Origin of the sequence: Brachybacterium sp. FME24 (assembly GCF_014897705.1) — a bacterium.
GTDB lineage: Bacteria > Actinomycetota > Actinomycetes > Actinomycetales > Dermabacteraceae > Brachybacterium.
Genome location: NZ_JABUXV010000020.1, coordinates 1 through 26,498 on the forward strand (window position 1 = coordinate 1; position 26,498 = coordinate 26,498).

The window sequence follows — 26,498 nt, forward strand, 5'->3', positions numbered from 1 at the left end:
CAGGACCGCCCTCCTGTTGCGACCAACGGCACGTCGTGCGTCGGTGAAACCCTGCGCATGGTCACAACCGCTCGGCGCGAACCGTCGACGGCGTCCCGATGCGTGCGAGTTCGACGGGCGGGACCTCGACGGGAGGGACCTCGCTGCGTGCGGCCTCGTTGTGCGCGTCCGGAATCGACCGTCAGCGAGGCGGATCCGGGCGCGTCAGAAGCCGAGCCGGCCCAGCTGCTTGGGATCGCGCTGCCATTCCTTGGCGACCTTGACCCGCAGATCCAGATGCACCTTGCGGCCGATCAGCTGGTTGATCTCCGCCCGGGCCTGGGTGCCGACCTCCTTGAGGCGGGAGCCGCCCTTTCCGATGATGATGCCCTTCTGGCTGTCGCGCTCGACGAACAGAGTCGCCCGGACCACGAGGCGCCCTTCCCCGGGAGCCATCTCGGTGAAGGGGTCGCCCTCGGGATCGGTCTCCACGACCTCCTCGACGACCACGGCGATCGAATGGGGCAGCTCCTCGCGCACACCCTCCAGGGCGGCCTCCCGGATGAGCTCGGAGATGCGGTCGTCGCGGGACTCCTCTGTGAGCTGCTCGTCGGGGTACAGCTGCGGACCCTCGGGCAGCTGCTTCGCGATGACCTCGAGCAGCACGTCGATCTGCTCGCCCTTGACGGCGGAGATCGGGACGATCTCGTCGAACTCCATCAGCTGGTCCACGCTCATGAGGTGCTCCGCCAGGCGGTCGCGACCGACGAGGTCCGTCTTGGTGACGATCGCGATCACCCGCGGGCCGCGACGACCGGTGCGCATCTCGACGAGGTCCTGGGCGATGAAGCGGTCACCGGGGCCGATCTTCTGATCCGCGGGCAGGCAGAGCCCGACCACGTCGACCTCGCTGAGGGTGTCGCGCACCAAGTCGTTCAGACGCTCCCCGAGCAGCGTCCGGGGGCGGTGCACGCCGGGGGTGTCGACCAGGATGATCTGTGCATCCTCGCCCGTCACGATGCCGCGGATCGCGCGGCGGGTGGTCTGCGGCTTGCTGGAGGTGATCGCGACCTTCTCCCCCACCAGCGCATTGGTCAGCGTCGACTTGCCGACGTTGGGCCGGCCCACGAGAGCGACGAAGCCGGCGCGGTGCGCAGGGCCCTCGACAGGCTCAGCGGTGGGGTCGGCGTCGACCGTGGGGTCGCTCCCGACAGTGGTGGGGTCGAGGTCATCGGTCATCGTTGTTCTCCTGGTCAGCGGGGTCCGTGTCGGGACGGGCGTCCAGCGCCCGCGAGACGATCACGGTGGACAGTCGTCGGCGGCGTCCTGAGGTCTTCTCGGCCTGAAGGGCGAGCCCGTACGCCTCGGCACGGGACCCGGCGATCGGCACTCGGCCGGTCACCTTGCCCAGCAGCCCGCCGACGCTGTCGATGTCATCGTCGTCGATCTCGAGGTCGAACAGGTCACCGACCTCCGTCAGACCGGCGCGGGCGGGCACTCGATAGCTGCCGTCGCCGAGATCCTCGATCTCGGGTTCGGCGGGGTCGTGCTCATCGGCGATCTCGCCCACGATCTCCTCGAGGATGTCCTCGATCGTGACGATGCCGGAGACGCCGCCGTACTCGTCGACGACCACGGTGATGTGCACGTGACTGGTCTGCATCTGGCGCAGCACCTCGTCGGCCGTCACGAACTCGGGCGCGAAGCGGGCGGCGCGCATGATCTCGCTGACGGGACGTTCCGGGCGGGGATCCCACGGCGAGTGGATCGCCTTCATGACGTCCTTGGCATAGAGCATGCCGCGCAGGTCGTCGACGCTCTCGCCGATCACCGGCACTCGCGAGAAGCCGGAGCGGACGAACAGGCGCATGGCCTTCTTCGCGGACGTCTCGACGTCCAGCGCCACCATGTCCGTGCGCGGAACCATCAGCTCACGCACCATGGTCTCGCGCAGCTCGAACACGCCCTGGATCATGTCCCGCTCGCCGTCCTCGACGTGCTCGTCCTCCAGAGCGCGGTCGACGTTCTGGCGGGCCTTCTCCGCGCCGTCGACGGCGCTGTCCTGGGCGCGCGGGCGAGCGGCAAGGTTGACACCGACGCTGGTCAGTGCGCTCGCGGGCAGCCAGAGGAGCCCGCGGACGGCGAGCACCAGCCCGCGGGTCGAGATCAGCACCGACTCGGGACGACTGCGACCGATGGTGCGTGGAGAGATCGCGAGGACCACCAGCAGCAGTACGCCGGAGACCACGATGGTCACCAGGGTCGGAAGCGCCCAGACGTCCCGGCCGCTGAGATGGTCGAACGCCACGAAGGCGAGTCCGGCGACGGAGGCGACCATCACCGCTTCGCAGAGCACGCGGCCCAGGGAGACGGAGGCGAGGGTGCGCGGCGCGTCACCGTGCTGGGAGAGCACGCGGGTGCGTACTGCCTCGGGCCGGTGCGCGAGCGTCTTCTCCAGCGCGCTGCGGGAGACGGCGAGGTACGCAGCGTCGACGGCGGTGAGCACGGCCGCGACCACCAGCGAGGCCAGGCCCACCGGGAGCAGCACGAGCAGCGCGGTGCTCAGCATGCTCGACAGCTTCCGGGGTGCGCGGCGGCGGTCATGCGCGTCGCGTTCAGCTCTTGCCCCGCGAGGCGAGGAACGTCAGCAGGAGCTTGCGCTGGAGGTCGAACATGATCTTGCGCTCGTCCTCCTCCATGTGGTCGTAGCCCAGGAGGTGGAGGATCGAGTGGCAGGTCAGCAGGAGCATCTCCTCGACGGCGCTGTGACCGGCCTCGCTCGCCTGCTTGGCCGCGACGCTGGGGCACAGTACGACGTCCCCGAGCAGCCCTTCCGGAGCAGGATGCTCGGGCGTGCCGGGGGTCAGCTCGTCCATCGGGAAGCTCATGACGTCCGTGGGACCGGGCAGATCGAGCCACTGCACGTGGAGCTTCTCCATCGCCTCCTCGTCGACGAACAGGATCGACATCTCGGTGGCGGGATTCAGGTGCATGGCGTCGAAGACGAAGCGGGCGAGGTCGACGAACTCGGTCTCGTCGACGACGGCGGTGGTCTCGTTGCGGATCTCGATGGTCATGGTTCAGGTCCCCTGGTTGGCGCGGTGGCGGGCGTCGCGGCTGCCGCCGGGGCGGATCTCCCAGCGACCGTAGGCCTCGACGATGTCGCTGACCAGGGAGTGGCGTACGACGTCGCGGGACGAGAGCCGACGGAACGAGATGTCGTCGATGCCGCCGAGGACCTGTTCGACGACCTTCAGGCCGCTCTTCTGGGAGCCGGGCAGGTCGACCTGGGTGACGTCACCGGTGACCACCATGGTGGAGTTGAATCCGAGTCGGGTCAGGAACATCTTCATCTGTTCCGGCGTGGTGTTCTGCGCCTCGTCGAGGATGATGAAGGCATCGTTCAGGGTGCGCCCGCGCATATAGGCCAGGGGTGCGACCTCGATGGTCCCGGCGCTCATCAGTCGCGGGATCGACTCCGGGTCGAGCATGTCGTGCAGGGCGTCGTACAGGGGGCGCAGGTACGGATCGATCTTCTCGTTCAGCGTGCCCGGCAGGAAGCCCAGCCGCTCCCCCGCCTCCACGGCGGGACGGGTGAGGATGATCCGGTTGACCTGCTTGCTCAGCAGCTGCTGGACCGCCATGGCCACAGCCAGGTACGTCTTGCCGGTGCCGGCCGGGCCGATGCCGAAGGTGATGGTCGAGGACTCGATCGCCTCGATGTACGACTGCTGCCCGAGGGTCTTGGGGCGGATGCTGCGCCCGCGCGAGGACAGCACGGTGCGCGAGAGCACCTGCTCGAGCTTCTCGCCCGAGGCGCGGCCGTCGCCGTACAGGTTCGCGACGCGCTGGACTGCTTCCGTGGTGACGGCCTGGCCGTTCCCGGCGAGCTCGATGAGACTGCGCATGATGTGCTCGCTGCGGCGCAGGGCGTCCTCGGTGCCGCGCAGGGTGACCTGGTGGCCCCGCACGTGAACGTCCGTATCGGGGACCGCGTCCTCGAGGGCGGCCAATGCCTGGTCGTTCTCCCCGAGCACCTGGAAGGGGCTCAGGTGATCTGGGATCGCGAGCGTGCGTTCACGCGCCTCCGGGGCGCGGCCGGGCGTCGGGGTGAGGGCATCAGTCAAGATCCGTCACATCTCTCCTTCTGCGAGCGTCCCGCCCGCCAGGACGTGCGCATGCACGTGGAATACGGACTGTCCGGCGGTCGCGCCGGTGTTGAAGATCAATCGGAAGTCACCGTCGGCGAGGTCGGAGGCGATCCGTGCGGCGACCGACGTGAGATGCGCGAGCAGTTCGGGCTGCTCGGCGAGCTCACGGACATCGCGGCGATGCTCCCTCGGGACGACGAGCACGTGGACCGGCGCCTTCGGGTTCTGATCCCGGAACGCGATCACCTGATCGTCCTCATGGACGCGATCGGCAGGGATCTCTCCCGCGACGATCGTGCAGAAGACGCAGTCCGGGGCGCGATGGTCGTTGACGGTGTTTCCCATTCTTCGAAGTCTACGGGAGCGACTCTCCGCACAGCCGACTTGGGTTCACCGACTCCCTATGAGAAAGTTCAATCATCATGACGAAGCTTGGAATCCTCATCAGCAGTGCCCGCCCGAACCGTGTCGGGGAGAAGGTGGCCCGCTGGGTCGCCGACGCCGCGTCCGACCAGTTCGAGATCGACCTGATCGACCTGCGCGAGATCGCGCTGCCGTCCTTCGACGAACCGGAGAGCCCGAAGTCCGGCGCCGACAAGACCACCGACCACGGCCGCACCTGGGGCGAGCGGATCGGCGCGCTCGATGCCGTGGTGATCCTCACTCCGCAGTACAACGGCTCCTACCCCGGTGCCCTCAAGAACGCGATCGACTTCCTGTACGCCGAGTGGCGCGGCCTGCCCACTGCCCTGATCGGCTACGGCTGGGGCGCGGCCAGCGAGGTGCTGCCGCAGCTGGAGGCGCTGATGGTCCGGCTGGATGCCGACGTGATCGCCGGTATCGGCCTCGGTTTCCGCGAGGACCTCTCCGTCGAGGGCGAACTGTTCGTCACGCAGGAGAAGTCCGCCGCTCTGCGTGACGCGCTCGTCGCGATCGAGCAGAAGGTGCTCACTCCCGTCGCCTGAGGTGCCCCCCACCCCGAGGGGCCCCGTCGGAGTACTCCCCGGCGGGGCTCTTCCGATGCCCGCAGCGGTCAGTGCCCGGGGCTCGCGTAGTAGCGCGAGAGATACCGGAACCCGGCCACGCCGAGCACCAGGATCAGCGGCCCGGCCAACGGCGAGACCTGCGCGAGCCACAGGGGGACGACCAGCTCGTCGGTATGGCCGAGCACGATCGTGGCGGGCAGGTAGGCCATGAACGCCAGCGGCAGCAGGAAGGTCAGCAGCCATGCCCCGACGGTGCCGAATATCGTCATCGGATAGGCGCCGAAGTCGGTGAGCACGCGGTCGATGGTGTCCTTCACCCGCGTGGTCGGGCCCATCCGGAAGTCCAGCCCGGAGATGCCGATCTGCAACCCGGCCTCGACCAGACCGCCGCCGATCGCCGCCGCTGCCACGTACAGCACCGTCCACGGCGACCACGCGACCTCCACGCCCGATCCGGCGACGCCGAGGATGGTCACCCCGAGCACCAGATCGCCGATCGTGCCGGGGTTGAAGTAGCGGGTCAGCAGCTGCATCAGCGGTGAGGCCGGGCGCAGCAGGTAGCGGTCCCAGTCCCCGTCGCGCACCACGTTCGCGCTCGAGCGGTGCTGACCGAAGTTGATCGTGCAGACGCCGTGCGCGGTCAGGCGCAGCCCGTAGAGGAAGGCGACCTCTGCCACGCCCCAGCCGGCGATGGTGCCGAAGGCGCCCAGCAGAACCCCGATGAAGGCGAGTTGGGTGCCCTGGAGCGCGGCGCTGCCCAGGAACGTGAGGATCAGATTCACGCGGTGCACGCGCATGCTGCGCCAGGTCGCACCGAGCAGGATCACGTAGGTGCGCCAGGGCGGGATCGGTCGGGCCAGGGAGCCGCCGGCGTTCTCCGGGATACGGGCAGGTGTCTCAACCACCGAAGATCACCAGCCTGCGGATGGCGCGTCTCCACACCAGGGTGGCCAGGGCGATCAGCACGAGGATCCAGACCGCCTGCAGGCCGATCGCACCGACCGTGTGCCATCCGGGATCCCGGTCGACGTAGATCGACAGGGGCACGAAGATCTGTGCGGAGAACGGCAGCAGGGTCAGGATGCCGGTGAGCCAGTCCGGCATGAACCACAGCGGGATCAGTGCTCCCGAGGAGAACTGGGCGAGCATCCGGTAGATGAGGAACGCCCCTCCGACCTCGAGAGTCCAGAAGCCGACCAGGCCCACGGTGAAGTTCACGATCAGCGCGATGGTGAAGCCCAGGATCAGCGACACCAGGCAGGCGAGACCGGAGAGCCACGAACCGGGCAGGGCGATCGCCCCGAGCGCGAGGCCGATCACGAGGGCGGCGGCCGCTGCGGGAAGCTGGCCGATCGTGCCGCCCACCTGTCGTGCCAGCGCGACCGGCACCGCCGAGATCGGCCGCATCACGTCGAAGGCGATCGCCCCGGTGCGCAGCCGGCCCAGCAGCGAGTCGAAGATGAATGGCTGGAACAGGGTGGTGGTGAGCACTCCGAGCACCGCGTAGGTGACGGCGTCGACCTGGGCGACCCCGGCGACGTCGGTCCGATCGCCGTAGACCGCGGTCCACACCAGGTGCACGAGGATCACCTGGAGCACGCACCCGACGATCCCGGTCCAGGTGGAGGCTCGGAAGGCGAACTGGGCGCGCGCAGCGTGGCCGATCGAGGCCCGGATGCCGTCGCGGACCTGACGTGCGGGCAGGCGGCCGGCAGCGAGGCTCACGGTGCGATGCCCCGATCGGTGTAGATCCGATGGATCACGTCCTCCACGTTGGGCTCGCGGGAGGACAGATCGGTGATCTCCAGGGCTCCTGTGAGCCGTCCGATCGCTGCCGGGGCCGGCAGCTGCTCGGGGTCGAAGCGGAAGGTGCCGCGCAGCTCGTCTCCCACCGGGAGGAGTCGGGTCAGTGTCAGCCCGGGAATATCGGTATCCTCGGGAAGGTCCACGGCGCTCACGACGATCTCGCGGAATGGGGCGTACCGGGAGCGGAGGCTCTCGAGGCCACCGTCGTACAGGATGCGCCCCTCGTCGATGATGACCACCCGGCGTGCGAGCTGCTCGACGTCGGAGATGTCGTGCGTGGTCAGCAGCACCGTGGTGCCCGCAGTGCGGTTCTGCTCGGCGATGAAGTCCCGGATCCGTGCCTTCGCGACCACGTCCAGGCCGACGGTCGGTTCGTCGAGGTACAGCACCGGCGGCCGATAGAGCATCGCCGCGACGATGTCCCCGCGCATGCGTTGACCCAGCGACAGCGAACGCACCGCCGTGTCCAGGAAGGGACCCATGTCCAGCAGGTCCACGAAACCGTCGAGCGAGCGCCGGTAGTCGACCGGATCCAGGCCGTAGAGCTTCGCGATCAGGTCGAAGGACTCCCGCAGCGGCAGATCCGTCCACAGCTGAGTGCGCTGGCCGAAGACCGCGCCGATGTTGCGGGCGTTGGTGCGACGATCCTTCCACGGCACGATGCCCTCGACCTCGATGTGCCCGGAGGTGGGCACGAGGATGCCGGTGAGCATCTTGATGGTGGTGGACTTGCCGGCGCCGTTGGGGCCCAGATAGCCCACGATCTCGCCGTCGTCGATCCGCAGCGAGATGTCGTCGACGGCGCGGGAGGTGATCGTCTCGGCGCTGAAGAAGGATCGCAGCCCGGCGAAGCGGCCCTCGGCGCGCTTCGGACGACGGAACTCCTTGACCAGGTTCTCGGCGAGGATCATCGTCGCCTACCGCCGCTGCCCCGGGCTGCGACACGGGCGGGCAGCAGGGCGACGGAGCTCATGGGGTCCGACCTTACAAGCCGGCGTCCCTCTGGTCAGACGTTTTACGCATGTGCGCTGTGAGACCCGTCCGCCCGGCTCAGCCCCAGCGGCCGAGGAGACTGCTGAGCACCGCGAGCGCGGCCGGGCCGGCGGTGGAGGAACGCAGCACTTCGGCGCCCAGCAGCACGGACCGGGCACCGGCTTCTCGCAGGGCGTCGAGCTCTGCGGGAGCGATGCCACCCTCGGGACCGACGATCACGATGATCTCCTCGACGCCGTTCTCGCTCGTGGCGCGCAGTTGACCGGCCAGAGCCATGAGGCCGACGGACTCCTGCTCGTGCAGCACCAGCACGAGGGCGCCGTCGGCTGCGCGTCCGCGCACGTCGGCGAGAAGCGCCGCGGTGGTGACCGGTTCGGCGACTTCGGGGATCCCCGGCCGACGGCACTGCTTGACCGCTGCCCGCACGGTTCCGGTCCAGCGGGCGCGACCCTTGAGGAGCTTCTCCCCGCGCCAGACGGAGACCGAGCGCTGCGCTATCCACGGCACCACCCGGTCCACGCCGAGCTCGGTCGCGGATTCGATCGCCTGCTCGTCCCGCCCACCGGTCGCGAGCGCCTGGACCAGGATGAGCCGGGGCAGGCGCTGGACGGCGGCCGTCGGGGCAGCGAGCAAGCGCAGGTCCAGGGCCTCCTTGCGGGCGGCCACCACCTCGGTGAGAACCTGGCGGCCGGGCCCATCGGTGAGCAGGATCTGCTCCCCCACCCCGATGCGGGCGACCTTCGCGGCGTGCTTGCCCTCCTCCCCGTCCAGGGTCAGGACGTCCTCCTCGAGCGCCCCGGCGAGGGCGTCGTCGAGGATCAGGAAGCCGGGTGGGGTGGTGGGCATGTCAGGACCTGCGCCGTCGGAGCTGGATCAGAACTCGCGCAGGCGGTCGCGCAGCTTGGCGAAGGGGCCGTGGCCCCGGCGCCTCGTGCTCTCGTCACCGCGCAGGGCGGCGAACTGCTCGAGCAGATCGCGCTCCTCCTCGCTGAGCGAGCTGGGCACGGCGACGTCCAGCACCACCCGGATGTCGCCACGTCGCTCGCGGCGCAGTGGAGTGACGCCCAGCCCCTTGAGGGTGATCTCCTCGCCGGGCTGCGCGCCGGGCTTGACGTCGATCTCCTGGGAGCCGTCGAAGGTCTCCAGCGGGATCGTGGCGCCGAGAGCGGCCGAGGTCATCGGCACCGCCATGGTGATGACGAGGTCGTCGCCATCACGCTCGAACATCTCGTGATCGGTGACGGCGAGCTCGACGAAGAGATCGCCGGCAGGGCCACCGGCCTCGCCGGTCTCGCCCTCGCCGCGCAGCTGGATGCGGGTGCCGTTCTCGACACCGGAGGGGATGCGCACCGTGACGGTGCGCTCGGAGGGAGTGCGGCCGTGACCGGAGCAGCTCGTGCAGGGCTGCTCGATGACGTCGCCATGACCTTCACAGGTGGGGCAGGGCGCCATCGTGACCATCTGCCCCAGCAGCGACTGGGCGACCCGCTGGACGTGGCCGCTGCCGTTGCACGCGGTGCAGCGGGTGGGGCTGGTGCCGGGCTCGGCGCAGGCACCGTCACAGCGCTCGCAGAGCACCGCGGTGCGGAAGGTGACCTGCTCCTCGGTCCCGAAGACGACGTCGCGCAGGTCGATCTTGACCCGGCGCAGCACATCGCCGCCGCGGCGCTGGCGGGGCACGGGGCCCTGACCACGGCCGCGCATGCCTGCGGCGCCCGCGAACATGTCGAAGATGTCGTTGAAGTCGAAACCCGCGCCGCCGCCGGGGAAGCCGCCGCCCCCGCCCATGCCCGGGCCGCCGCCCATGTCGTACTGGCGGCGCTTGTCCGCGTTGGACAGGGTCTCGTAGGCCTGGGAGACCCGCTTGAACTTCTCGGAGGCTTCGGGGTCGGGATTGACGTCCGGGTGGAGCGTGCGGGCGAGCTTCCGGTACGCCTTCTTGATCTCCTCGGTCGAGGCGTCGCGGGAGACGCCGAGGAGTTCGTAGTAGTCGTCGTTCACAGTGAAGGATCCTTACCGGGGAGTCGGGGCACCCGGAGCCGCGGCATACGGCTCTGGGGCACGGGGCAGTGATGGTCGGAGGGCGACGGCGCGCGTGGATGCACGCGCCACGGGGTCATTCGAGATAGCGGGAGACGTAGCGGGCGATGGCTTGGACGGTCGAGATGCCGGCGACGTAGTCCATGCGGCTGGGGCCGAGGATCGCCAGGTGCGACCCGCCCCCGTACCCGGCACCGACGACGGCCGCCTGATGCAGCGCCTGGTCCTGCAGCTCGGAGCCGATGCGTACCTCGACGGCACCTGGCAGGGCGTGCATCTCGGTGAACAGGCGCATCAGCACCAGCTGTTCCTCGAGCACGTCCAGCAGCGGCTCCACATCCTGAGTGAAGTCCAGTGCGGAGCGGGCGATGTTCGAGGTGCCGGCCAGCATGATCCGGTCCTCGGCGCGGGTCGCGGCCAGCGCGACGAACGCCTCGGCCACCTCTGTGGTGCCGGGGCGGTCCTGGTGCGGGACCGCCTCGCAGAGGTCCGTCAGCGGGAGCTGGAGGTCGGTGACCTCACGCCCGGAGACGACGCGGTTGAGCTGATCGCGCAGGTCGACGTAGAACTCCGCGGGTTGGCCCGCGAATACCGGGACCGTGCGCTGGTCGACGCGCCCGGACTCGGTGATCAGCACGACCAGGAGCAGTGACTCGGCGACCTTGACCAGCTCCACGTGGCGTATGCGGGCCTGGCGACGCGCCGGATACTGCACCATCGCGACCTGCTGGGTGAGCTGCGCCATCAGACGCACCGTGCGACCGAGGAGCTCCTCGACGTCGCCGGAATCCTCCAGCAGGGTCTGGATGGCACGCCGTTCGGGGGCCGACAGCGGCTTCACGGTCGCGACATGGTCGACGAAGGCACGGTAGCCCTTGTCGGTCGGGATGCGACCGGCGGAGGTATGGGGCTGATGGATCAGCCCTTCCTCCTCGAGCGAGGACATGTCGTTGCGCACCGTGGCGGCCGAGACCCCCAGCTCGTGGCGGTCCAGCAGGGACTTGGAGCCGACGGGCTCACGGGTGGAGACGTAATCCTCGACGATCGCGCCGAGGATCTGCAGTTTCCGGGCGTCCGTGTCCCTCACCTCCTGCGTTCCGTGGGTGCATCTCGATCTGGTCAGGTCGTTCCGGCGCGGTGGCGTGCCCGCGTCGCCGAGGCGACAGCTGGCACTTGCCCACGCCGAGTGCCAATCCTACGCGCCTGCGGCGATGCTCGCGGGGAGGTGTTCGCCACGGGTGTACGGTATCGCGCGTGCCTGCAGCATCCGATCACTTCCCCGACCGGTACGGCCCTGACGTGCTGTCCTCCGGTCCGCCCTCCCATCATCGCCGCCGCCCCGTGGCCCGTGAGGTCCCCGCGCAGCGGGACCTCGTCGTCGAGGAGGCCTCCACCGGCTTCACCGGCGCCATCACCCGGGTCGAGAAGATCGCCGGCGAGCAGGTCGTCGAGCTCGAGGACGGACGCGGCGTGCGCCGCACCTTCCCGCTCGGCCCCGGCTTCATGATCGACGGCAAGCCGGTGCTGCTGACCCGCGCTGCCCCGCGGGCCCAGGCTCCCGTGCGCAAGCGCTCCGCGAGCGGTTCGGTGTACGTCGAGGGCGCGAAGGCCCGCACCGCCCGGGCCTCGCGCATCTGGGTCGAGGGCACCCACGACGCCGAGCTGGTGCAGAAGGTGTGGGGTCATGACCTGCGCATCGAAGGCATCGTGGTCGAACAGCTGGAGGGCGCTGACAACCTCGTCGAGCGTGTCCAGGAGTTCGGCCCGTCGGCCGGTCGCCGCCTCGGGATCCTGGTGGACCACCTGATTCCGGGCTCGAAGGAGTCACGCATCGCCGCCGAGGTGATGAAGCTTCCCGGAGCCCGCGGGAACGTCGCAGTGCTGGGCCATCCCTATGTCGACGTGTGGCAGGCCGTGCGCCCCGCCCGGGTGGGCCTGACCGCCTGGCCGCACGTCCCCAAGGGGACCGACATCAAGGTGGGCTCGCTCGCCGCCCTCGGCTGGCCCCGCGCGGATCAGGCCGACATCGGCCAGGGCTGGCAGCGGATCCTTGCCACCGTGCGCTCCTACGCCGACGTCGAGCCGTCGCTGTCCGGTCGCATCGAGGAACTCATCGACTTCGTGACCGTCGATCACTCCTGATCGACGTGCTGGGTGGGGCGCACGGACCTGGGGGATAACCCCCGGGCGACATGGCGGCTCACCACGGAGACCGGACCGTTGCGGCTGGTTAGGCTGAGTGCATCAGCCCGACGTCGGCCCTTCCCGGCCGGCCTGTCCCGAAAGAGGAACCATGAGCCAATCTCCGCACCCGCACGATCCGTACGGCACCGAGCCGAGCGCTCCTGCCCCGGAGCAGCCGGTCACCTCGGATCCTGCGGCTGCCGATGCGTCCCAGGACGACTTCCTGGGAGCCACTCCCCCGCACTCCGAGTCGTCTGCCCCGGCAGAGCACGCCGTGCCCGCGAGCGGTTTCGCACCGCAGGACGGCGCACCGCAGCAGCACCCCGCCCCGGAGGATCAGTCGAGCCCGACCTCGGACCCGGCCCTGCATCCGCACGATCCTTTCGCCTATCCCGCGGGCTCGCAGCAGCCTGCCCCGGACTCGGGGGCGGAGAGTTTCTCGGCCTCCTCCCCGTACGCGTCTCCTGCACCCTCCGGCAATCAGGACCCGTACTCGGCGCCGTCGTCGGCGCCGGGCGGCGACCCCTACGCAGCACCCGCCGCGGGTGCAAGCGGGTACAGCGCAGGGCCTCAGGGCCCGAGCGGTGCGCAGGAACAGTACGGACCGTCGGGCCAGTACGGAGCGCAGGGCCACGGCGCCCCGGGTCAGCACGGTCAGTACGCCCCCCACGGCGCCGCGTCGCTCGACGTCCCGCCACCCGGGTTCAAGGGAGTGCACGAGGGGCCGCTGTCGGGCCAGCCACTGCCGGACACCGACGCGAAGACCTGGGCACTCGTGGTGCACCTGGCCGCGCTGCTGCAGTTCGTGATCCCCTTCGTCGGTGGCCTCATCGCCCAGATCGTGCTCTACGTGATCTTCAAGGATCGCAACCGCTTCGTGCGCTACAACGCCGCGGAGGCCCTCAACGGCACGATCGCCGCCCTGATCATCTCGCTCGCGATGGGTGCGGTGTTCACGATCATCACGATCGTCACGTTCGGCATCGGAGCCTTCCTGTTCGGCCTGATGTTCGTCCCGACCCTCGTGCAGGCGATCTTCGCGATCATCGGCGCCATCAGGGCCTACCAGGGAACCTGGTGGAACTACCCGGTCAACGTGCGCCTGGTGAAGTGACCTGATCGGCCACTGCGCCGCCATGATGCGAGCCCCTGGGATCGAGGTGATCCCGGGGGCTCTCGTCCGTCCTGGGCGCGGCGTCCCGGCTGAGGGCCCGAAGCTCGCGCAGCAGCGTCGTCGCCGGCTCGTCATGGCCCGCGATGTACTCGTCGATCGTCGAGGGCTTCGTCATCGCTCCAGTGTGCTCCCCGCGGGCTGTGCTGTCGACGGCCCGGACCGGCGACGTCAGGGCACCAGGTCGCGGATCACCGCGTCGGCCAGCAGCCGGCCCTCACGGGTCAGCACCGCGCGGCCGGCGGCCAGGGCGTCGGCGTCGAGGTGGCCGCGCTCGCGGTGCACCTCGAGCATCGGCCGGGTCTGCTCGGGCACCTCGTCCACCGCGAGACCGTCGATGATCCTCAGCTCGAGCATGATCCGCTCGACCAGCCGGTCCTGCGAGGAGACCTGCTCGGAATCGGCCACCGGGAGGGCGCCCTCGGCCAGGGTGGTCGCATAGCGGCTGGGATGCTTCACGTTCCAGGAGCGCAGGCCGTCGCGATGGCGGTGGGCACCGGGGCCGATCCCCCACCAGTCGCTGCCGCGCCAGTAGGCGAGGTTGTGGCGGGAGCGCTGCGCCGGCGTGCGTGCCCAGTTGGAGACCTCGTACCAGGTCAGCCCGTCAGCGGAGGCGAGATCGTCGACCAGCTCGTACTTGTCGGCCATGTCGTCGGGATCCGGGGCCTCGAGCTCACCGCGACGCAGCTGGCGGGCCATCGCCGTGTTGCCCTCGATGATCAGCGAGTAGGCGGACATATGGTCCACGCCGCAGGCCAGGGCCGCTTTCACGGAGGTCTCGACGTCGGCGAGAGTCTCCCCGGGCGTGCCGTAGATCAAGTCCAGGGAGACGTCCAGCCCGGCCTCGCGGGCCCAGGCCACAGCCTGCGGCACCCGCTCCGGGTCATGGGTGCGACCCAGGGTGCGCAGCACCGAGCGCACGGCGGACTGCATGCCGAAGGAGACGCGAGTGATGCCGCCGTCCGCCAACTGCTGCAGGGACTCCTCGGTGACGGAGTCCGGGTTCGCCTCGGTGCTGACCTCGGCGCCTTCGGCGAGCGGGATCAGGCCGCGCAGGTGCGCGAGCATGGCGACGAGCTCGTCCGCCGGCAGCAGCGTCGGGGTGCCGCCGCCGAAGAAGACCGTGCCCACGCGGTCGTAGTCATACCCGGCGGCGCGATCGTCGGCGAGGGTCAGGTCCATCTCGGCCATCGCATGGGAGGGGTACTCCGCCTGGGACCCGCCCCCGCCCAGCTCCGTCGCGGTGTACGTGTTGAAGTCGCAGTACCCGCAGCGCACCGCGCAGAACGGCACGTGGACGTAGACGGAGAGATCGCGCTCGCGATGTCGGTCGCTCATCGTTCTCCCCTCAGGTGGCGTGTCGCCCGCTTCTCGAGCTCGTGATGCAGTGCCACACCGCTCTCCCGTGCCCAGGAATCGAGGGTGCGGGTGAGGTCCCGATCCCGGGCCCCGCCGTAGGTCGCGGCGACGGTGACCCCGTGGTCCGGGGTCAGCTCGACGAGGAACGTGTCCCCGGCGGTGATCTCGCCCGTCTCGATCACGCGGAAGTAGACGCCGGTGCGACCGCGCTGGTGGTACTGCGCGCGGAAGTCATCGGTGCCCATCCAGCGCTGGAACGTCATGCAGGGAGTGCGCGGGGCGGTCACCTCGAGGAGCGCGGTGCCGGCACGGACGCGGGCCCCGATCTCGAGGTCGTCGACGGCGAGGCCGTCGATCAGCAGGTTCTCGCCGAGGCCGCCGGGGGCCACCTCGCGCCCCAGCTCCGAGGACCAATGGGCGGACTCCACCGCGTCGATCGCGTAGACGGCCTGGTCGGGCCCGCCGTGGTGGGCACGGTCCGCCTGGACATCAGCGTAGAGACCGAGCTCGCCGAGGCGCACGGCCCCGTCGACCGGGCGCTTGTCGATCGCCGTCGTGCCCACGCTGCCCGCATCGGCATGCAGGGCGGAGACGACGCAGACGGCCGCGACGGTGCCGGTGGCTCCGACGGCGACGACTGCCACGGGGGGCGCGGACGAGGGCATCCGGGTCACGAGTTCCTCCTGCTCTCGGGAGCGGGCCGGTGGGGATGCAGGTCCCCGACGACCCTCATTTCTTCTTGGAGTCCTTCGGCATGTCGCCGTCGTCGGAGGACAGAGCGGCGATGAAGGCCTCCTGGGGCACCTCGACGGAACCGATGTTCTTCATCCGCTTCTTGCCCTCCTTCTGCTTCTCCAGCAGCTTCCGCTTTCGCGAGATGTCGCCGCCGTAGCATTTGGACAGCACATCCTTGCGCATGGCTCGGATGTTCTCGCGGGCGATGATCCGGGCACCGATGGCGGCCTGGATCGGCACCTCGAACTGCTGGCGCGGGATGAGTTTCTTGAGCTTCCCGGCCATCTCGACGCCGTAGCTGTACGCCTTCTCCCGGTGGACGATCGCACTGAACGCATCCACCGGCTCGCTCTGGAGCAGCATGTCGACCTTGACGAGGTCCGCGACCTGGGAGCCGGAGATGTCGTAGTCCAGCGAGGCATAGCCGCGGGTCTTGGACTTCAGCTGGTCGAAGAAGTCGAAGACGATCTCCGCGAGCGGCAGCGTGTAGCGCAGTTCGACACGGTCCTCGCTGAGGTAGTCCATGCCGCCGAGATTGCCTCGCTTGGACTGGCACAGCTCCATGACCGAGCCGATGAACTCGCTGGGGACCAGGATCGTTGCCTTGGTCATGGGCTCGCTGATCTCGCGGACCTTGCCCTCGGGGAAGTCCGAAGGATTGAGCACCTCGATCTCGGTGCCGTCCTCCATGACCACCTGGTAGACGACGCTCGGGGCGGTCGATATCAGGTCGAGGTTGAACTCGCGCTCGAGACGCTCGCGGATGATCTCCAGGTGCAGCAGGCCCAGGAAGCCGACCCGGAAGCCGAAGCCGAGGGCCGTGGAGGTCTCCGGCTCGTAGTTCAGGGCTGCGTCGTTGAGCTTGAGCTTGTCCAGCGCATCGCGCAGCACCGGGTAGTCGGAGCCATCGATCGGGAACAGGCCCGAGTACACCATCGGCTTGGGATCCGCGTAGCCCTCGAGGGCCTCCGTCGCACCGCGGATCGAGGTGGTGATGGTGTCGCCGACCTTGGACTGGCGCACGTCCTTCACACCGGTGATCAGGTAGCCCACCTCGCCGGGTCCGATACCCGGGGTCTTGTGCGGCTCCGGGGAGCTCACGCCGATCTCGAGCAGCTCGTGGTGCGCGCCGGTGGACATCATGTCGATCCGGTCGCGGGACTTGAGGTAGCCGTCGATGACACGGATGTAGGTGACGACGCCCCGGTAGGTGTCGTACACGGAGTCGAAGATCATCGCGCGGCAGGGGGCATCCGGCTCGCCCGTGGGCGACGGGAGGGTCCTGACGACATGGTCCAGGAGGTCCTCGACGCCCACGCCGGTCTTGCCGGAGACCCGCAGCACCTGGTCGGGCTCGACGCCGACGAGCTGGCCGATCTCCGCGGCGTACTTCTCCGGCTCGGCCCCGGGCAGGTCGATCTTGTTGAGCACCGGGATGATGGTGAGGTCGTTCTCCATCGCCAGGTACAGGTTCGCCAGCGTCTGGGCCTCGATACCCTGCGCGGCGTCGACCAGCAGGATCGCGCCCTCGCAGGCGGCGAGCGAGCGGGAGACCTCATAGGTGAAGTCGACGTGCCCAGGGGTGTCGATCATGTTCAGGGCGTAGTTCGTGCCATCGACCTGCCACGGCATGCGCACCGCCTGGCTCTTCACCGTGATGCCGCGTTCGCGCTCGATGTCCATGCGGTCGAGGTACTGGGCGCGCATCGCGCGCTCGTCGACGACGCCGGTTATCTGCAGCATGCGATCGGCGAGCGTGGACTTGCCGTGGTCGATGTGCGCGATGATGCAGAAGTTCCGGAGACGCTCCTGGGGTGTCGACGCGGGAAGGATGTCCCGGGCCTCGTCGGCCGCGATCCTCGGGGTCACCGGCTTACGTCCTCTCATCGTTGTGGGGCCCGCGCACCTGCGCGGGGACAATCGCTCCATGGTCTCACGGGGCCCGCGCCCGGGCCTGCATCGCGGCCGGTCGCGGGCAGAGGTCACATGAGCCAGGAGCATCGGTCGTGCCCCGCCACCGGGACGACCTCGAGATCGACGATGGTGGGGCCGGTCATGAGTCGTTTCCGGCTGGCTCGAGGCGGCCATCGAGACGACGGTTCAGGTGCCACGGATTGTTCTCCCGCAGCGGCTGCGGCAAGAGGTCGTCGGGGATGTCCTGGTAGGCGACGGGACGCAGGAAGCGCTCGATCGCCAGTGTCCCGACCGAGGTCGTGCGGCTGGCCGAGGTGGCAGGGAACGGTCCCCCGTGGACCATCGCGTGGCCGACCTCGACGCCGGTCGGCCACCCGTTGGCGAGGATCCGGCCGACCTTGCGCTCGAGGACCGGCAGCAGCAGCGCCACGGTGGCGTGGTCGTGGTCGGTCAGGTGCAACGTGGCGGTGAGCTGCCCTTCGAGCCGGCTGGCCGCACCGACCAGCTCCTCGGGCGAGGAGTAGCGGATGAGCATCGAGGCGGCGCCGAAGATCTCCTCGTGCAGCGTGTCATTGGTGAGGAACGTGGACACGTCGGTCTCGAAGACTGCCGGCGCCGGTGCGTTCTGCGTCGCGCCGGCCCGGCCACGGGCGACCAGGTCGACGCCCTCCTGCGCGCCGAGCGTGTCGACGCCGGCCACCCACGAGTCCGCGATCGCGGCGGTGAGCATCGTCTGGCCCGACGCCTTCGCGAGCGCCCGTTCGACGGCGGTGGCGAACCCGTCTCCCCCGGTGTCGGCCGGAACGAACACCAGGCCGGGAGCGGTGCACAGCTGCCCGCTGGAGCCGGTGACCGAGCCGACGAAGGCCTCGGCCAGCGCGTCGACGTCGCCCTGCAGGGCCCCGTCGAAGAGGAACACGGGATTTATCGAGCTCATCTCGGCGTAGACCGGGATCGGGACAGGCCGGGCGGCGGCAGTCGCAACCAGCGCCTGGCCTGCGCCGCGCGACCCTGTGAAGCCGATCGCCTGGATCACCGGGTCGGCGGCCAGCGCCTGACCGATCCGCGAACCCTGCCCGTAGACCAGGGAGAAGACGCCAGGGTGAAGACCGGCCTCGTGGACGGCGTCGGCGATGGCGTGGCCGACGATCTCGCTCGTGCCCGGGTGAGCGTTGTGGGCCTTGAAGACGACGGGGCACCCGGCGGCGAGGGCCGAGGCGGTGTCGCCGCCGGCGGTCGAGAAGGCGAGCGGGAAGTTCGACGCACCGAACACAGCGACCGGGCCCAGGGCGAGCTGGCGCTGTCGGATATCGGCCCGGGGCGCCGGCGTGCGGCCAGGCAGCGCCGGGTCGATCCGCACGCCGCGGTGGTCGCCCTGCTGCACGACGCGAGCGAACAGGCGAAGCTGCCCGGTGGTGCGGCCGCGCTCGCCGGTCAGACGCGCCTCGGAGAGCCCGGTCTCGGCCATCGCGCGGGTGACCAGCTCGTCGCCGACGGCGTCGATGTTGTCCGCGATCCGTTCCAGGAAGGCGGCGTGGGCCCCGGGTTCCATCCGGCTGAAGCTGGCGTAGGCCTCCTCGGCGGCCGCGGTGGCGATGCGCAGCTGAGCCTCGTCGATCAGGGTGTACCCGGGCTCCAGGGCCCGGTCGGTGGCGGGGTCGGCACCGTGGACGGTGGCGCCGGTGCCGGCGACGGACACGCCGGCGAGGATCGAACGGCCGGTCAGGGCGATCTCTTTCGTAGTCATCGGTGCTCCTTCGGTGGTGCGCGTTCAGGGATGTGCGGGGATCGAAGGTCGGTCAGGCGGTCTGCGGGACCGATGAGGCCGCTCGGTCTGCGGGGGCCGTGGCGCCGGGGCGTATACCGGCGGTGTCGATCAGGGCGGAGAGGTCGGCGAGGTCGCGCTCGGTCAGGTCCTGCAACGGGGTGCGGACCGGGCCGACGTCGCGCCCGACCGCCTTCAGACCGCCCTTGATGATCGAGACGCCGTATCCCTTCGTCCGGTTGCGGATCTCGAGGTAGGGCAGGACGAAGCGGTCCAGCTTCTCCGTGACTGCTGCGCGGTCCTGGTTGCGGACGTCACGGTAGAACGACAGGGCGAACTCGGGGACGAAGTTGTACATGGCGGAGGAGTAGGTGCTCATTCCCAGCTGCAGCAGGGGCAGGGCGTAGACCTCGGCGGTGGGCAGACCGCCCAGATAGAAGATCCGGTCGCCGTTGCGGGTGTAGACGCGGGTGAGCTGCTCGATGTCACCGATCGCGTCCTTGAAGCCGATGAAGTTCGGGTGCCGCTGTGCCAGGCGCGCGACCGTCTCGGCCGAGTAGAGGGCGTTGCCACGGTTGTAGACGATGACGCCGAGGCGGGTGGCGTCGCAGACGGCGGACACGTGACCGGCGAGCCCTTCCTGGTCGCATTCGGTCAGGTAGGGCGGCAGCAGCAGGAGTCCCTCGGCGCCGGCTTCCTCGGCATCCCTGGCGTTCTGGACGGCCTGGACGGTCGGCCCGGCGGCCGAGGCGAGCACCGGAACGCGGTCACCGACCTCCTCGACGGCGACCCGGGTGACTCGAGCGGACTCGGCAGGGGAAAGGCTGAAGCCCTCCCCGGTGCCGCCGGCGGCGAAGAGGCCGGCGACGGGGAAGCTCGCCTGCCACGCGAGATGGGTGCGGTAGGCGGTCTCGTCGACGGTGAAGGCCGCGTCGAATGGGGTGACCGGGAACGACAGCAGACCTTCCTTGAGGGTGTCGGCGAGTTCAGGGGGCGTGAAGCGGGCCACGTGCATCATCCTTCGGGCAAGGCGCGCCGAGCGGCGCGAGACGGGATCGTCCTGTGACCGTAGGAACACATGATGATGCTTGTCCAAGCCCGATTCGGCATGCATTGATGCTGTGTGGGTATCGCTAGCAGCGTGGGCGACGTCCGCTCGGTCAGGCGGCGCTCGCCCGGAGAGCGTGAAGCGCACGGAAGAGGGCAGGGTTGTGGGCGTTGCGGTTCCAGATGGCGTGCAGCTCGACCGCGTCGGGTGCGAGGCCGGCCAGGCGTAGGTAGTCGACGCCCTGGACCCCGAGCACGCGCGCCGACTCCGGGACGAAGGCGACCCCGCGGCCCGCCGCGACCAAAGAGATCATCGTCAGGATCTGGCTCACGGTGTGCACGACGTTGTCATGCTCGACCGGCAGCTGACGGACCACGAGGTCGTAGAAGTACCGGGCGCGTGTGGGGTGGTGCATGATCAACGGCACGTCACCGAGATCCGCCTCGCGCAGCGGCCGTCCCAGGCGAGTCAGAGGATGGTCGCTCGGCACGGCGAGCAGCAGGTGCTCGGAGAGCAGCAGCCAGGACTCGAACAGGACGGAATCGAACGGTGGACGCGCGAGTCCCAGGTCCAGGTCCCCGCGCTCGAGCGCCCGCAGCTGTTCGCCGGTGACCTGCTCCTCGAGGGTGAGGTCGACGTCGGGCAGCGCGCGGGTGATCTCGCTCAGCAGGGTCCCCAGCAGACTGAACCCGGTGGTGGCGGTGAATCCGATCCGGAGCTCACCGGAGCGGCCGTCGGCGATCCGTCGCGCCGCGGCCGGGGCGCGATCAGCGGCGACCATCAGTCGGCGCGCCTCGGCGAGGAACGCGTGTCCGGCTGCGGTCAGTGCCACCTTGCGGCTGTCGCGCTCCAGCAGTGCGACACCGACGCTGCGCTCCAGCTTCTGGATCTGGCGGCTCAACGGTGGCTGGGTCATCTCGAGCCGCTCGGCGGCGCGACCGAAGTGCAGCTCCTCGGCGACGGCTATGAAGTGGCGGGCCTGATCCAAGGTGAACACGATGCACTCCGGGTAGTGGTCGATGCGGGGGCGGGAGCGGGCGCGAAGATCACTCCTCGTCGAGGTCGAGCCGTCGGCGCGAGCCCACGAGGTGCGTGCGCATCGCCGCGGAGGCGGCCAGGGCGTCTCCGGCGGCGATCTCCGCCAGGATCGCAGCGTGCTCGAGGCCGACCGCACTGCAGCCCGGACCACCGACCATGTCGGAGCTGCCTGACGGGTCGGTCGCGGAGAGACGGTGACGCGGCATCGTGATCATTGCCGGCCCGAGGGCGTCGACCAGGTCGAGCACGAAGGGGTTCCCGGCGGCGTCCGCGACAGCGCGGTGGAAGGCGAAGTCCTGCTCCAGCGCGGCAGCTGGAGCCCCCGCGGCGTCGTCGAACCGTGCGAGCGCGTCTCGCATCGCCACCAGGTCGGCCGCCGTGCGACGGGTGGCAGCGAGCGCGGCGGCCTCGGACTCGAGGCCGGTCCGCAGTTCCAGCAGGGCTCGTCGGTCCGCAAGTGTGCGTACGGGCCGCGCAGGCCAGGCGGCGCTGGGGTCTGCGGGCGGAGTGAGGGCGAAGCTGCCCGCGCCGCGGCGGGTGCGCACCAGCCCCTCGGCCTGCAGACGGGTGACGGCTTCGCGGACGACCGTGCGGCTCACGCCATGGGCAGCGATGAGCTCGTTCTCGCTGGGCAGCTTCTCGCCGGGCACGATCTCGCCGTCGACGATGCGGCGGCGCAGGGCGGCGACGAGGTGCGCCGTGCGGTGCGTGGCCATGGTCAGACCGTGCCGAGTTCGACGGACTCCGTGGTCCAGGCCCGTGCCTGCCCGGAGAGGGTGACGCCGAGGCCGAGTCGGTCGGGAACCAGCATGCGGCCACCGCGGGTCTCGAGCCGTTCCTCGAACAGCGGATCCAGCCAGTCGAAGTGCTCGACCCACGGCTCGCGCGGGTAGGTCGCGGCCAGGTGCAGGTGGATCTCCATCGCGAAGTGCGGCGCGAGGTCCAGACCGGCGTGGTCGGCGAGGGTCGCGAGCTTCAGGAACGGGGTGATGCCACCGACGCGCGGAGCGTCGGGTTGGAGCACGTCGCAGGCCCGCGCAGCGATGAGGCGCTCGTGCTCGGCGACGGAGGCGAGCATCTCGCCGGTCGCGATCGGGGTGTCCAGCGTGCTGGCGAGGGCGGCGTGGCCTTCAGCGTCATCGGCGTCCAGCGGCTCCTCGATCCAGGTCAGGTCGAACTCCTCCAACCGGCGACCCATGCGCAGTGCGGTACGGCGGTCCCACTGCTGGTTCGCGTCGACCATCAGGGGCACCGCGTCGCCCAGGTGCTCGCGCACCGCGGCGACGCGGCGCAGGTCCTCGGCGCCGTCGGGCAGACCGACCTTGATCTTGATGCCTCCGATGCCCTCGGCGAGGGAACGGTCGGCCCGATCTCGCACCTCGTCGAGCGAGGCATGGAGGAAGCCACCGGACGTGTCATAGGTCCGCACGCTGTCGCGGTGGGCTCCGAGCAGCTTCGCGAGCGGCAGGCCCGCACGCTTCGCCTTGAGATCGTAGAGCGCGATGTCGAGGGCGGCGAGGGCCTGGGTCGCGACCCCGGACCGACCGACCGAGGCGCCGGCCCAGAGCAGCTTCGTATACAGCTTGGCGATGTCGCTGGGATCCTCGCCGAGCGCGACCGCGGCGACCTCCTTCGCGTGCGCGTACTGAGCAGGACCGCCGGCGCGCTTGGAGTAGCTGAAGCCGAGGCCTTCGCAGCCCTGCTCCGTGGTGATCTCGGCGAAGAGGAAGACGACCTCAGTCATCGGTTTCTGGCGGCCGGTGAAGACCTTCGCGTCGGAGATCGGGGTGGTCAGCGGCAGCGTTGCCGTCGAGAGGCGGATGTGGCGGATGGCGTCGGGCGAGTAGGGCATGGAGGTCCTTCATCGGCGGCTGGGACCTACTTATTCTACAAGTCAGTCACCTATTTGATAAGTGGGTCCCGGAAGATGCCCGAGGGGGCCTGCACCGATCACCCTCTCCTCAGGGAATGTCGAGGATCGCTCCGTTGCGTGGCAGCCCGTCCGGGAAGGTGATCGGAAGGGGTCGGGCGGCCGACGGGTCGGCGGCGTCCATCGCCTGCAGGTGCAGGTGGGGTTCGGTGCTGTTGCCCGAGTTGCCGCAGGCACCGACGCGCTCCCCTGCCCCGATCCGCTGCCCGGGCCGCACCGCGATACTGCCGCGCCGCAGGTGGCACAGGACGACGAACACCGGCCGCGGCCCGCTGTCGTCGGCCCGGAGGATCACGTGGTTCCCGGCCAGTGCTTCCCACCCGGCAGCGGCGCGGCGGCCCTGGGTCAGGGCGTATCCCAGGGACGGGACCCCGCGCATCGCAGGATGATCCTGCTCGCCCTCGTGCACGGCGTGGACCACACCGCTCAGGGGCGCCAGCAGAACCCTCCCGAAGCCCGGGAACGCGGTCGGTGGCTCGGGTCTCAGCAGCGAGCGCAACCGGATGGGTGCGGTGCGGCCGCGCTCGTCGACCGGGACCAGATCGATCGACTGGTCCAGGGCGAATCGGGTGGTCCCGTGGCTGGGGACCCGATCTGCGGGGCTGTTCTGCGTCAGCCAGCGCCCCTGGAACGGGTAGTCGAGCACCACAGGGCCGCCCGGCACCGGTCCGGCGACGCCGGAGCCTCCTGCTCCCTCGGGAGCCATGACGCAGGCCGCCCCGATCAGTTCGCGAGGTGGAAGTACGTGGTGCCGAGCGCGCGGGTGACGGCGCCGGTGACCTTCTGGAGCTGCTCCATCTCGTCCTCGAAGTCCGTGATGATGTCGTCCAGCGAACGGAACCGCAGGCTCGCCGCGGCGCGGCCGACGATCCGTCGGCCTGGTTCGGAGGTGCCCATCCGGTCGAAGGTGCTGCCGTGGAGTTTGGCGAGGGTGTCGAGCGCCTCGTCGATCTCGAGCAGGCAATGCGCGGCCGAGCGCGGGAAGATCGAGTCCAGCAGCAGGAATTCGATCGCCTGAGCAGGCCGCACGCGACCGCGGTAGGACCGGATATAGGCCTCATGGGCGCTGCAGCTGCGCAGGAGCATGACCGTCGCCGCGTCGGAGGAGTCCTCCAGGTCATGCGCCTGCAGGATTCGGGCACTCATGTCGACCCGCTCCAGCAGCTGGCCGATCCGCAGGAACAGCCACGCCTCGTCACGCGTCATCGAGGCGTCGACCAGGCCGTTGACCACGGCGCAGCGATCCTTGGCGAACTGGAAGGCACCGTGCATGCGAGAGGGGCGCACTCCGCGCGGCATTCCGAGCGTGGTGGTGTTCAACGACTCCCACACCTCCGTGGACAGCGCCTCGCGGGCGCCGCGGGCGTTCTCGCGGGCCGTCTGCAGGGCACCGGCGACCGACGACGGGTTCTGCCGGTCGGTGACCAGTCGGTCCAGCACCCGCTGCACGGTGAGGTCGGAGTCCGGTATGTTCTCGACGTCCCCGATGCCGAAGATCTCGTAGACGCCGCTGCAGGCGATCGGCTCGTCCTGGGAGGCGTCCTCGGTGATCGACTGCAGCATCACGTCGAGAATGCGAGCGGTCTGGTCGGCTCGCTCCACGTAGCGCCCGATCCAGAACATGGAATCAGCGATCCTGCTGAGCATCATCGGCCTCCTTCCGGACGCCCGTGGCGCCGCGCTGCGCGTCGTCGGCATCATCTGCCTCGTCGACGTCTCCGAAGTCTCCGATGTCTTCGACGTCCAGGAGCGGGATCGCCGACGTCACGGGGTCGGGTTCACGAGTCGTCTCCTCCGAGTGGTCCTCGGGGAGATCGTCGAACTCGTCGTAGTCCTCGGCCAACGGGTGCTCGATCCGCTCGTCGGCCGAGGTGCTCGCCGGGGACTGCGAGGAGCCGGCGCCGGGTGCGGCGGACCGCTGGGCGGCGAGCACCCAGGTGTCCTTGGAGCCCCCTCCGCGGGAGGAGTTCACGATCATCTCGCCTCGCGGGAGGGCGACGCGGGTGAGACCGCCCGGCAGCACCCAGACGTCGTCACCGCCGCTGTTCAGGGCGAAGGGTCGCAGGTCGACGTGGCGGGATTCCGGCCCGTCCTCGACCAGGGTGGGGATCGTCGACAGCTGGACGACGGGCTGCGCGATCCAGCCGCGCGGGTCGCGCAGCAACCGGTCACGCAGGGCGTCGAGCTCGCCCTTCGTGGCGGCGGGGCCGATCACGATGCCTTTGCCGCCGGAGCCGTCGACGGGCTTGACGACCAATTCGTCCAGGCGGTCCAGCACCTCGGCCAGGGATTCCGGCTCCTCGAGGCGCCAGGTGTCGACGTTGGGGAGGATCGGCTCCTCGCGCAGGTAGTAGCGGATGAGGTCGGGGACGTACGTGTAGGTCAGCTTGTCGTCCCCGATCCCGTTGCCGATCGCATTGGCGACCACCACGTTCCCGGCGAGGATCGCCCGGACCAGGCCCGGCACTCCGAGCATCGAGTCGGGGCGGAACACCTCGGGGTCGATGAAGTCGTCGTCGGTGCGCTTGTAGATCACGTCCACGCGGCGCAGGCCCGCCGTGGTGCGCATGTAGATGCGTTCATTGCGTTCGACGAGGTCGCCGGCCTCCACCAGGTCGATGCCCATGGTGCGTGCCAGCAGCGAGTGCTCGAAATAGGCGCTGTTGTAACGACCCGGGGTGAGCACCACGACGGTGGGCTCCTCGTCCGCGATGTCCGGCGTCGCCGCTTGGAGCGCACTGAGCAGCCGGCCGGGGTATTCGCCGACGCGGCGCACCGGACGGTGGGCGAACAGCTCCGGGAAGGTCTGGGCCATGGCACGGCGGTTGGACAGGACGTAGCTGACGCCGCTGGGGGTGCGCACGTTGTCCTCCAGCACCCGGAACTCCCCCGCGCCGTCGCGGACCAGGTCGATGCCGGAGATGTGGATGCGCACGCCATTGGGTGGGCGGTAGCCGCGCATCGCGTCGACGACGTAGGTCGAGGAGATGACCAGCTCGGCAGGGATCACCCCGTCGGTGATCGCGCTCTGGTCGGTGTACAGATCGTCGAGGAACAGTTCGAGAGCGCGCACGCGCTGGGCGACGCCGCGGGAGACCCGGGCCCACTCGTCGGCGGCGATCACGCGCGGGATCGCGTCGATGGGGAAAGGCCGCTCCTCGCCGGCATAGTCGAAGGTGATGCCCTGGTCGAGGTAGCTGTGGGCCAACGATTCGGAGCGTGCACGGAACTCGTCGGGTCCGAGGCCCGCGAGGGCGTCGTGCAGAGCCTCGTAGGTGGGGCGCACCGTCCCGTCGGGGGTGAACATCTCATCGTCTTGCGACCCTGTCTCGACATTCTGGAACAGAGAGGTGACTGGCATGCCTACCATTCTCACACCGTCCCCCTTCCGACGTGGGC

Annotated in this window: 26 protein-coding genes; 3 read left to right on the forward strand and 23 right to left on the reverse strand. The window is 69.7% G+C overall.

The features are described 5' to 3' along the window. Nucleotides 1–204: 204 nt before the first annotated feature. From era to INT51_RS18495, 5 genes are read right to left on the reverse strand one after another with little or no spacing between them, the layout of a single operon-like run. Entirely contained in the window at nt 205–1,218 is a 1,014-nt protein-coding gene (gene era / locus INT51_RS18475; RefSeq protein WP_193106815.1) for a GTPase Era, read from the reverse strand. Beyond that, on the reverse strand, nt 1,208–2,548 hold the full coding sequence (locus INT51_RS18480) for a hemolysin family protein (protein ID WP_193106816.1): 1,341 nt from the start codon (nt 2,546–2,548) through the stop codon (nt 1,208–1,210). Before INT51_RS18480 ends, era begins: the two co-directional genes overlap by 11 nt. 46 nt (nt 2,549–2,594) lie before the next feature. Further along, nucleotides 2,595–3,056, reverse strand: a complete 462-nt coding sequence (ybeY, locus tag INT51_RS18485) for an rRNA maturation RNase YbeY (protein WP_193106817.1) — start codon at nt 3,054–3,056, stop codon at nt 2,595–2,597. A gap of 3 nt (nt 3,057–3,059) precedes the next feature. After that, nucleotides 3,060–4,106, reverse strand: coding sequence for a PhoH family protein (locus tag INT51_RS18490; protein WP_193106818.1), 1,047 nt, complete (start codon nt 4,104–4,106; stop codon nt 3,060–3,062). A 6-nt stretch (nt 4,107–4,112) separates the two neighbouring features. Next, nucleotides 4,113–4,475, reverse strand: coding sequence for a histidine triad nucleotide-binding protein (locus INT51_RS18495; protein ID WP_193106819.1), 363 nt, complete (start codon nt 4,473–4,475; stop codon nt 4,113–4,115). 77 nt (nt 4,476–4,552) lie between these two features. Here INT51_RS18495 and INT51_RS18500 point away from each other — a divergent pair, with 77 nt between their 5' ends. Next, nucleotides 4,553–5,095 carry an NADPH-dependent FMN reductase gene (locus INT51_RS18500; RefSeq protein ID WP_193106820.1) on the forward strand — a complete coding sequence of 181 codons (543 nt, stop codon included), beginning with the start codon at nt 4,553–4,555 and terminating at the stop codon, nt 5,093–5,095. 68 nt (nt 5,096–5,163) lie between these two features. Here the strand turns inward: INT51_RS18500 and INT51_RS18505 are convergent, their stop codons facing one another. The 6 genes from INT51_RS18505 to hrcA all read right to left on the reverse strand — a co-directional run bounded on the left by INT51_RS18505 (nt 5,164) and on the right by hrcA (nt 11,042). Continuing rightward, nucleotides 5,164–6,021, reverse strand: coding sequence for an ABC transporter permease (locus INT51_RS18505; protein ID WP_193106821.1), 858 nt, complete (start codon nt 6,019–6,021; stop codon nt 5,164–5,166). Further along, entirely contained in the window at nt 6,014–6,841 is an 828-nt protein-coding gene (locus INT51_RS18510) for an ABC-2 family transporter protein (RefSeq protein WP_193106822.1), read from the reverse strand. Before INT51_RS18510 ends, INT51_RS18505 begins: the two co-directional genes overlap by 8 nt. After that, on the reverse strand, nt 6,838–7,833 hold the full coding sequence (locus INT51_RS18515) for an ATP-binding cassette domain-containing protein (protein WP_193106823.1): 996 nt from the start codon (nt 7,831–7,833) through the stop codon (nt 6,838–6,840). Before INT51_RS18515 ends, INT51_RS18510 begins: the two co-directional genes overlap by 4 nt. 139 nt (nt 7,834–7,972) lie before the next feature. Beyond that, nucleotides 7,973–8,761: a 16S rRNA (uracil(1498)-N(3))-methyltransferase gene (locus INT51_RS18520; RefSeq protein WP_193106824.1), complete on the reverse strand. Its 789-nt coding sequence runs from the start codon at nt 8,759–8,761 to the stop codon at nt 7,973–7,975. A gap of 27 nt (nt 8,762–8,788) precedes the next feature. Then, complete coding sequence (gene dnaJ, locus INT51_RS18525; RefSeq protein ID WP_193106825.1) at nt 8,789–9,916, reverse strand: molecular chaperone DnaJ; 1,128 nt, start codon at nt 9,914–9,916, stop codon at nt 8,789–8,791. 115 nt (nt 9,917–10,031) lie between these two features. Continuing rightward, complete coding sequence (hrcA, locus tag INT51_RS18530; protein ID WP_193106826.1) at nt 10,032–11,042, reverse strand: heat-inducible transcriptional repressor HrcA; 1,011 nt, start codon at nt 11,040–11,042, stop codon at nt 10,032–10,034. A 167-nt stretch (nt 11,043–11,209) separates the two neighbouring features. Here hrcA and INT51_RS18535 point away from each other — a divergent pair, with 167 nt between their 5' ends. Further along, a complete protein-coding gene (locus INT51_RS18535) occupies nt 11,210–12,097 on the forward strand; it encodes a DUF3097 domain-containing protein (RefSeq protein WP_193106827.1) in 888 nt (295 codons plus the stop codon). Between the two features lie 151 nt (nt 12,098–12,248). Further along, entirely contained in the window at nt 12,249–13,253 is a 1,005-nt protein-coding gene (locus tag INT51_RS18540; RefSeq protein ID WP_193106828.1) for a DUF4870 domain-containing protein, read from the forward strand. Here INT51_RS18540 and INT51_RS18545 read toward each other — a convergent pair. The 12 genes from INT51_RS18545 to INT51_RS18600 form a co-directional block, all read right to left on the reverse strand. Further along, a complete protein-coding gene (locus tag INT51_RS18545) occupies nt 13,231–13,428 on the reverse strand; it encodes a hypothetical protein (protein WP_193106829.1) in 198 nt (65 codons plus the stop codon). The two genes, INT51_RS18540 and INT51_RS18545, sit on opposite strands and share 23 nt — an antisense overlap. Before the next feature lie 53 nt (nt 13,429–13,481). After that, nucleotides 13,482–14,648, reverse strand: a complete 1,167-nt coding sequence (hemW, locus tag INT51_RS18550) for a radical SAM family heme chaperone HemW (protein ID WP_193106830.1) — start codon at nt 14,646–14,648, stop codon at nt 13,482–13,484. Then, the gene (locus INT51_RS18555) at nt 14,645–15,334 is read right to left on the reverse strand and encodes an MOSC domain-containing protein (protein ID WP_193106873.1); all 690 of its coding nucleotides are present in this window, start codon (nt 15,332–15,334) and stop codon (nt 14,645–14,647) included. The genes hemW and INT51_RS18555 overlap by 4 nt, the downstream gene beginning before the upstream one ends. Nucleotides 15,335–15,398: 64 nt before the next feature. After that, on the reverse strand, nt 15,399–17,291 hold the full coding sequence (gene lepA, locus INT51_RS18560; RefSeq protein ID WP_226985915.1) for a translation elongation factor 4: 1,893 nt from the start codon (nt 17,289–17,291) through the stop codon (nt 15,399–15,401). Between the two features lie 166 nt (nt 17,292–17,457). Next, nucleotides 17,458–19,065 (reverse strand): aldehyde dehydrogenase (NADP(+)), encoded by a 1,608-nt coding sequence (locus INT51_RS18565; RefSeq protein WP_226985916.1) that lies wholly within the window; start codon nt 19,063–19,065, stop codon nt 17,458–17,460. Between the two features lie 52 nt (nt 19,066–19,117). Beyond that, nucleotides 19,118–20,092 carry a 5-dehydro-4-deoxyglucarate dehydratase gene (kdgD, locus tag INT51_RS18570; protein WP_193106831.1) on the reverse strand — a complete coding sequence of 325 codons (975 nt, stop codon included), beginning with the start codon at nt 20,090–20,092 and terminating at the stop codon, nt 19,118–19,120. Between the two features lie 151 nt (nt 20,093–20,243). Then, nucleotides 20,244–21,128 (reverse strand): LysR substrate-binding domain-containing protein, encoded by an 885-nt coding sequence (locus INT51_RS18575; protein ID WP_193106832.1) that lies wholly within the window; start codon nt 21,126–21,128, stop codon nt 20,244–20,246. Nucleotides 21,129–21,177: 49 nt separating this feature from the next. Continuing rightward, the gene (locus INT51_RS18580) at nt 21,178–21,885 is read right to left on the reverse strand and encodes a FadR/GntR family transcriptional regulator (RefSeq protein ID WP_193106833.1); all 708 of its coding nucleotides are present in this window, start codon (nt 21,883–21,885) and stop codon (nt 21,178–21,180) included. Nucleotides 21,886–21,887: 2 nt separating this feature from the next. Then, nucleotides 21,888–23,021 (reverse strand): mandelate racemase/muconate lactonizing enzyme family protein, encoded by a 1,134-nt coding sequence (locus INT51_RS18585; RefSeq protein ID WP_193106834.1) that lies wholly within the window; start codon nt 23,019–23,021, stop codon nt 21,888–21,890. A gap of 109 nt (nt 23,022–23,130) precedes the next feature. Beyond that, complete coding sequence (locus INT51_RS18590; protein WP_193106835.1) at nt 23,131–23,805, reverse strand: M23 family metallopeptidase; 675 nt, start codon at nt 23,803–23,805, stop codon at nt 23,131–23,133. A gap of 17 nt (nt 23,806–23,822) precedes the next feature. Continuing rightward, a complete protein-coding gene (locus INT51_RS18595) occupies nt 23,823–24,746 on the reverse strand; it encodes an alpha-E domain-containing protein (protein ID WP_193106836.1) in 924 nt (307 codons plus the stop codon). Further along, nucleotides 24,727–26,460 carry a circularly permuted type 2 ATP-grasp protein gene (locus tag INT51_RS18600; RefSeq protein WP_193106837.1) on the reverse strand — a complete coding sequence of 578 codons (1,734 nt, stop codon included), beginning with the start codon at nt 26,458–26,460 and terminating at the stop codon, nt 24,727–24,729. The genes INT51_RS18595 and INT51_RS18600 overlap by 20 nt, the downstream gene beginning before the upstream one ends. Nucleotides 26,461–26,498: the final 38 nt, after the last annotated feature.

Excerpts from the sequence above, each read along its gene's own strand:
- INT51_RS18480 (WP_193106816.1), bottom strand. The coding sequence starts at position 2,548 with ATGCTGAGCACCGCGCTGCTCGTGCTGCTCCCGGTGGGCCTGGCCTCG.
- INT51_RS18590 (WP_193106835.1), bottom strand. The coding sequence starts at position 23,805 with ATGGCTCCCGAGGGAGCAGGAGGCTCCGGCGTCGCCGGACCGGTGCCG.
- INT51_RS18495 (WP_193106819.1), bottom strand. The coding sequence starts at position 4,475 with ATGGGAAACACCGTCAACGACCATCGCGCCCCGGACTGCGTCTTCTGC.
- era (WP_193106815.1), bottom strand. The coding sequence starts at position 1,218 with ATGACCGATGACCTCGACCCCACCACTGTCGGGAGCGACCCCACGGTC.
- INT51_RS18545 (WP_193106829.1), bottom strand. The coding sequence starts at position 13,428 with ATGACGAAGCCCTCGACGATCGACGAGTACATCGCGGGCCATGACGAG.
- hemW (WP_193106830.1), bottom strand. The coding sequence starts at position 14,648 with ATGAGCGACCGACATCGCGAGCGCGATCTCTCCGTCTACGTCCACGTG.
- INT51_RS18540 (WP_193106828.1), top strand. The coding sequence starts at position 12,249 with ATGAGCCAATCTCCGCACCCGCACGATCCGTACGGCACCGAGCCGAGC.
- INT51_RS18565 (WP_226985916.1), bottom strand. The coding sequence starts at position 19,065 with ATGACTACGAAAGAGATCGCCCTGACCGGCCGTTCGATCCTCGCCGGC.
- INT51_RS18520 (WP_193106824.1), bottom strand. The coding sequence starts at position 8,761 with ATGCCCACCACCCCACCCGGCTTCCTGATCCTCGACGACGCCCTCGCC.
- lepA (WP_226985915.1), bottom strand. The coding sequence starts at position 17,291 with ATGAGAGGACGTAAGCCGGTGACCCCGAGGATCGCGGCCGACGAGGCC.
- INT51_RS18515 (WP_193106823.1), bottom strand. The coding sequence starts at position 7,833 with ATGATCCTCGCCGAGAACCTGGTCAAGGAGTTCCGTCGTCCGAAGCGC.
- INT51_RS18555 (WP_193106873.1), bottom strand. The coding sequence starts at position 15,334 with ATGCCCTCGTCCGCGCCCCCCGTGGCAGTCGTCGCCGTCGGAGCCACC.
- INT51_RS18595 (WP_193106836.1), bottom strand. The coding sequence starts at position 24,746 with ATGCTCAGCAGGATCGCTGATTCCATGTTCTGGATCGGGCGCTACGTG.
- ybeY (WP_193106817.1), bottom strand. The coding sequence starts at position 3,056 with ATGACCATCGAGATCCGCAACGAGACCACCGCCGTCGTCGACGAGACC.
- INT51_RS18500 (WP_193106820.1), top strand. The coding sequence starts at position 4,553 with ATGACGAAGCTTGGAATCCTCATCAGCAGTGCCCGCCCGAACCGTGTC.
- INT51_RS18585 (WP_193106834.1), bottom strand. The coding sequence starts at position 23,021 with ATGCCCTACTCGCCCGACGCCATCCGCCACATCCGCCTCTCGACGGCA.
- INT51_RS18600 (WP_193106837.1), bottom strand. The coding sequence starts at position 26,460 with ATGCCAGTCACCTCTCTGTTCCAGAATGTCGAGACAGGGTCGCAAGAC.
- INT51_RS18580 (WP_193106833.1), bottom strand. The coding sequence starts at position 21,885 with ATGGCCACGCACCGCACGGCGCACCTCGTCGCCGCCCTGCGCCGCCGC.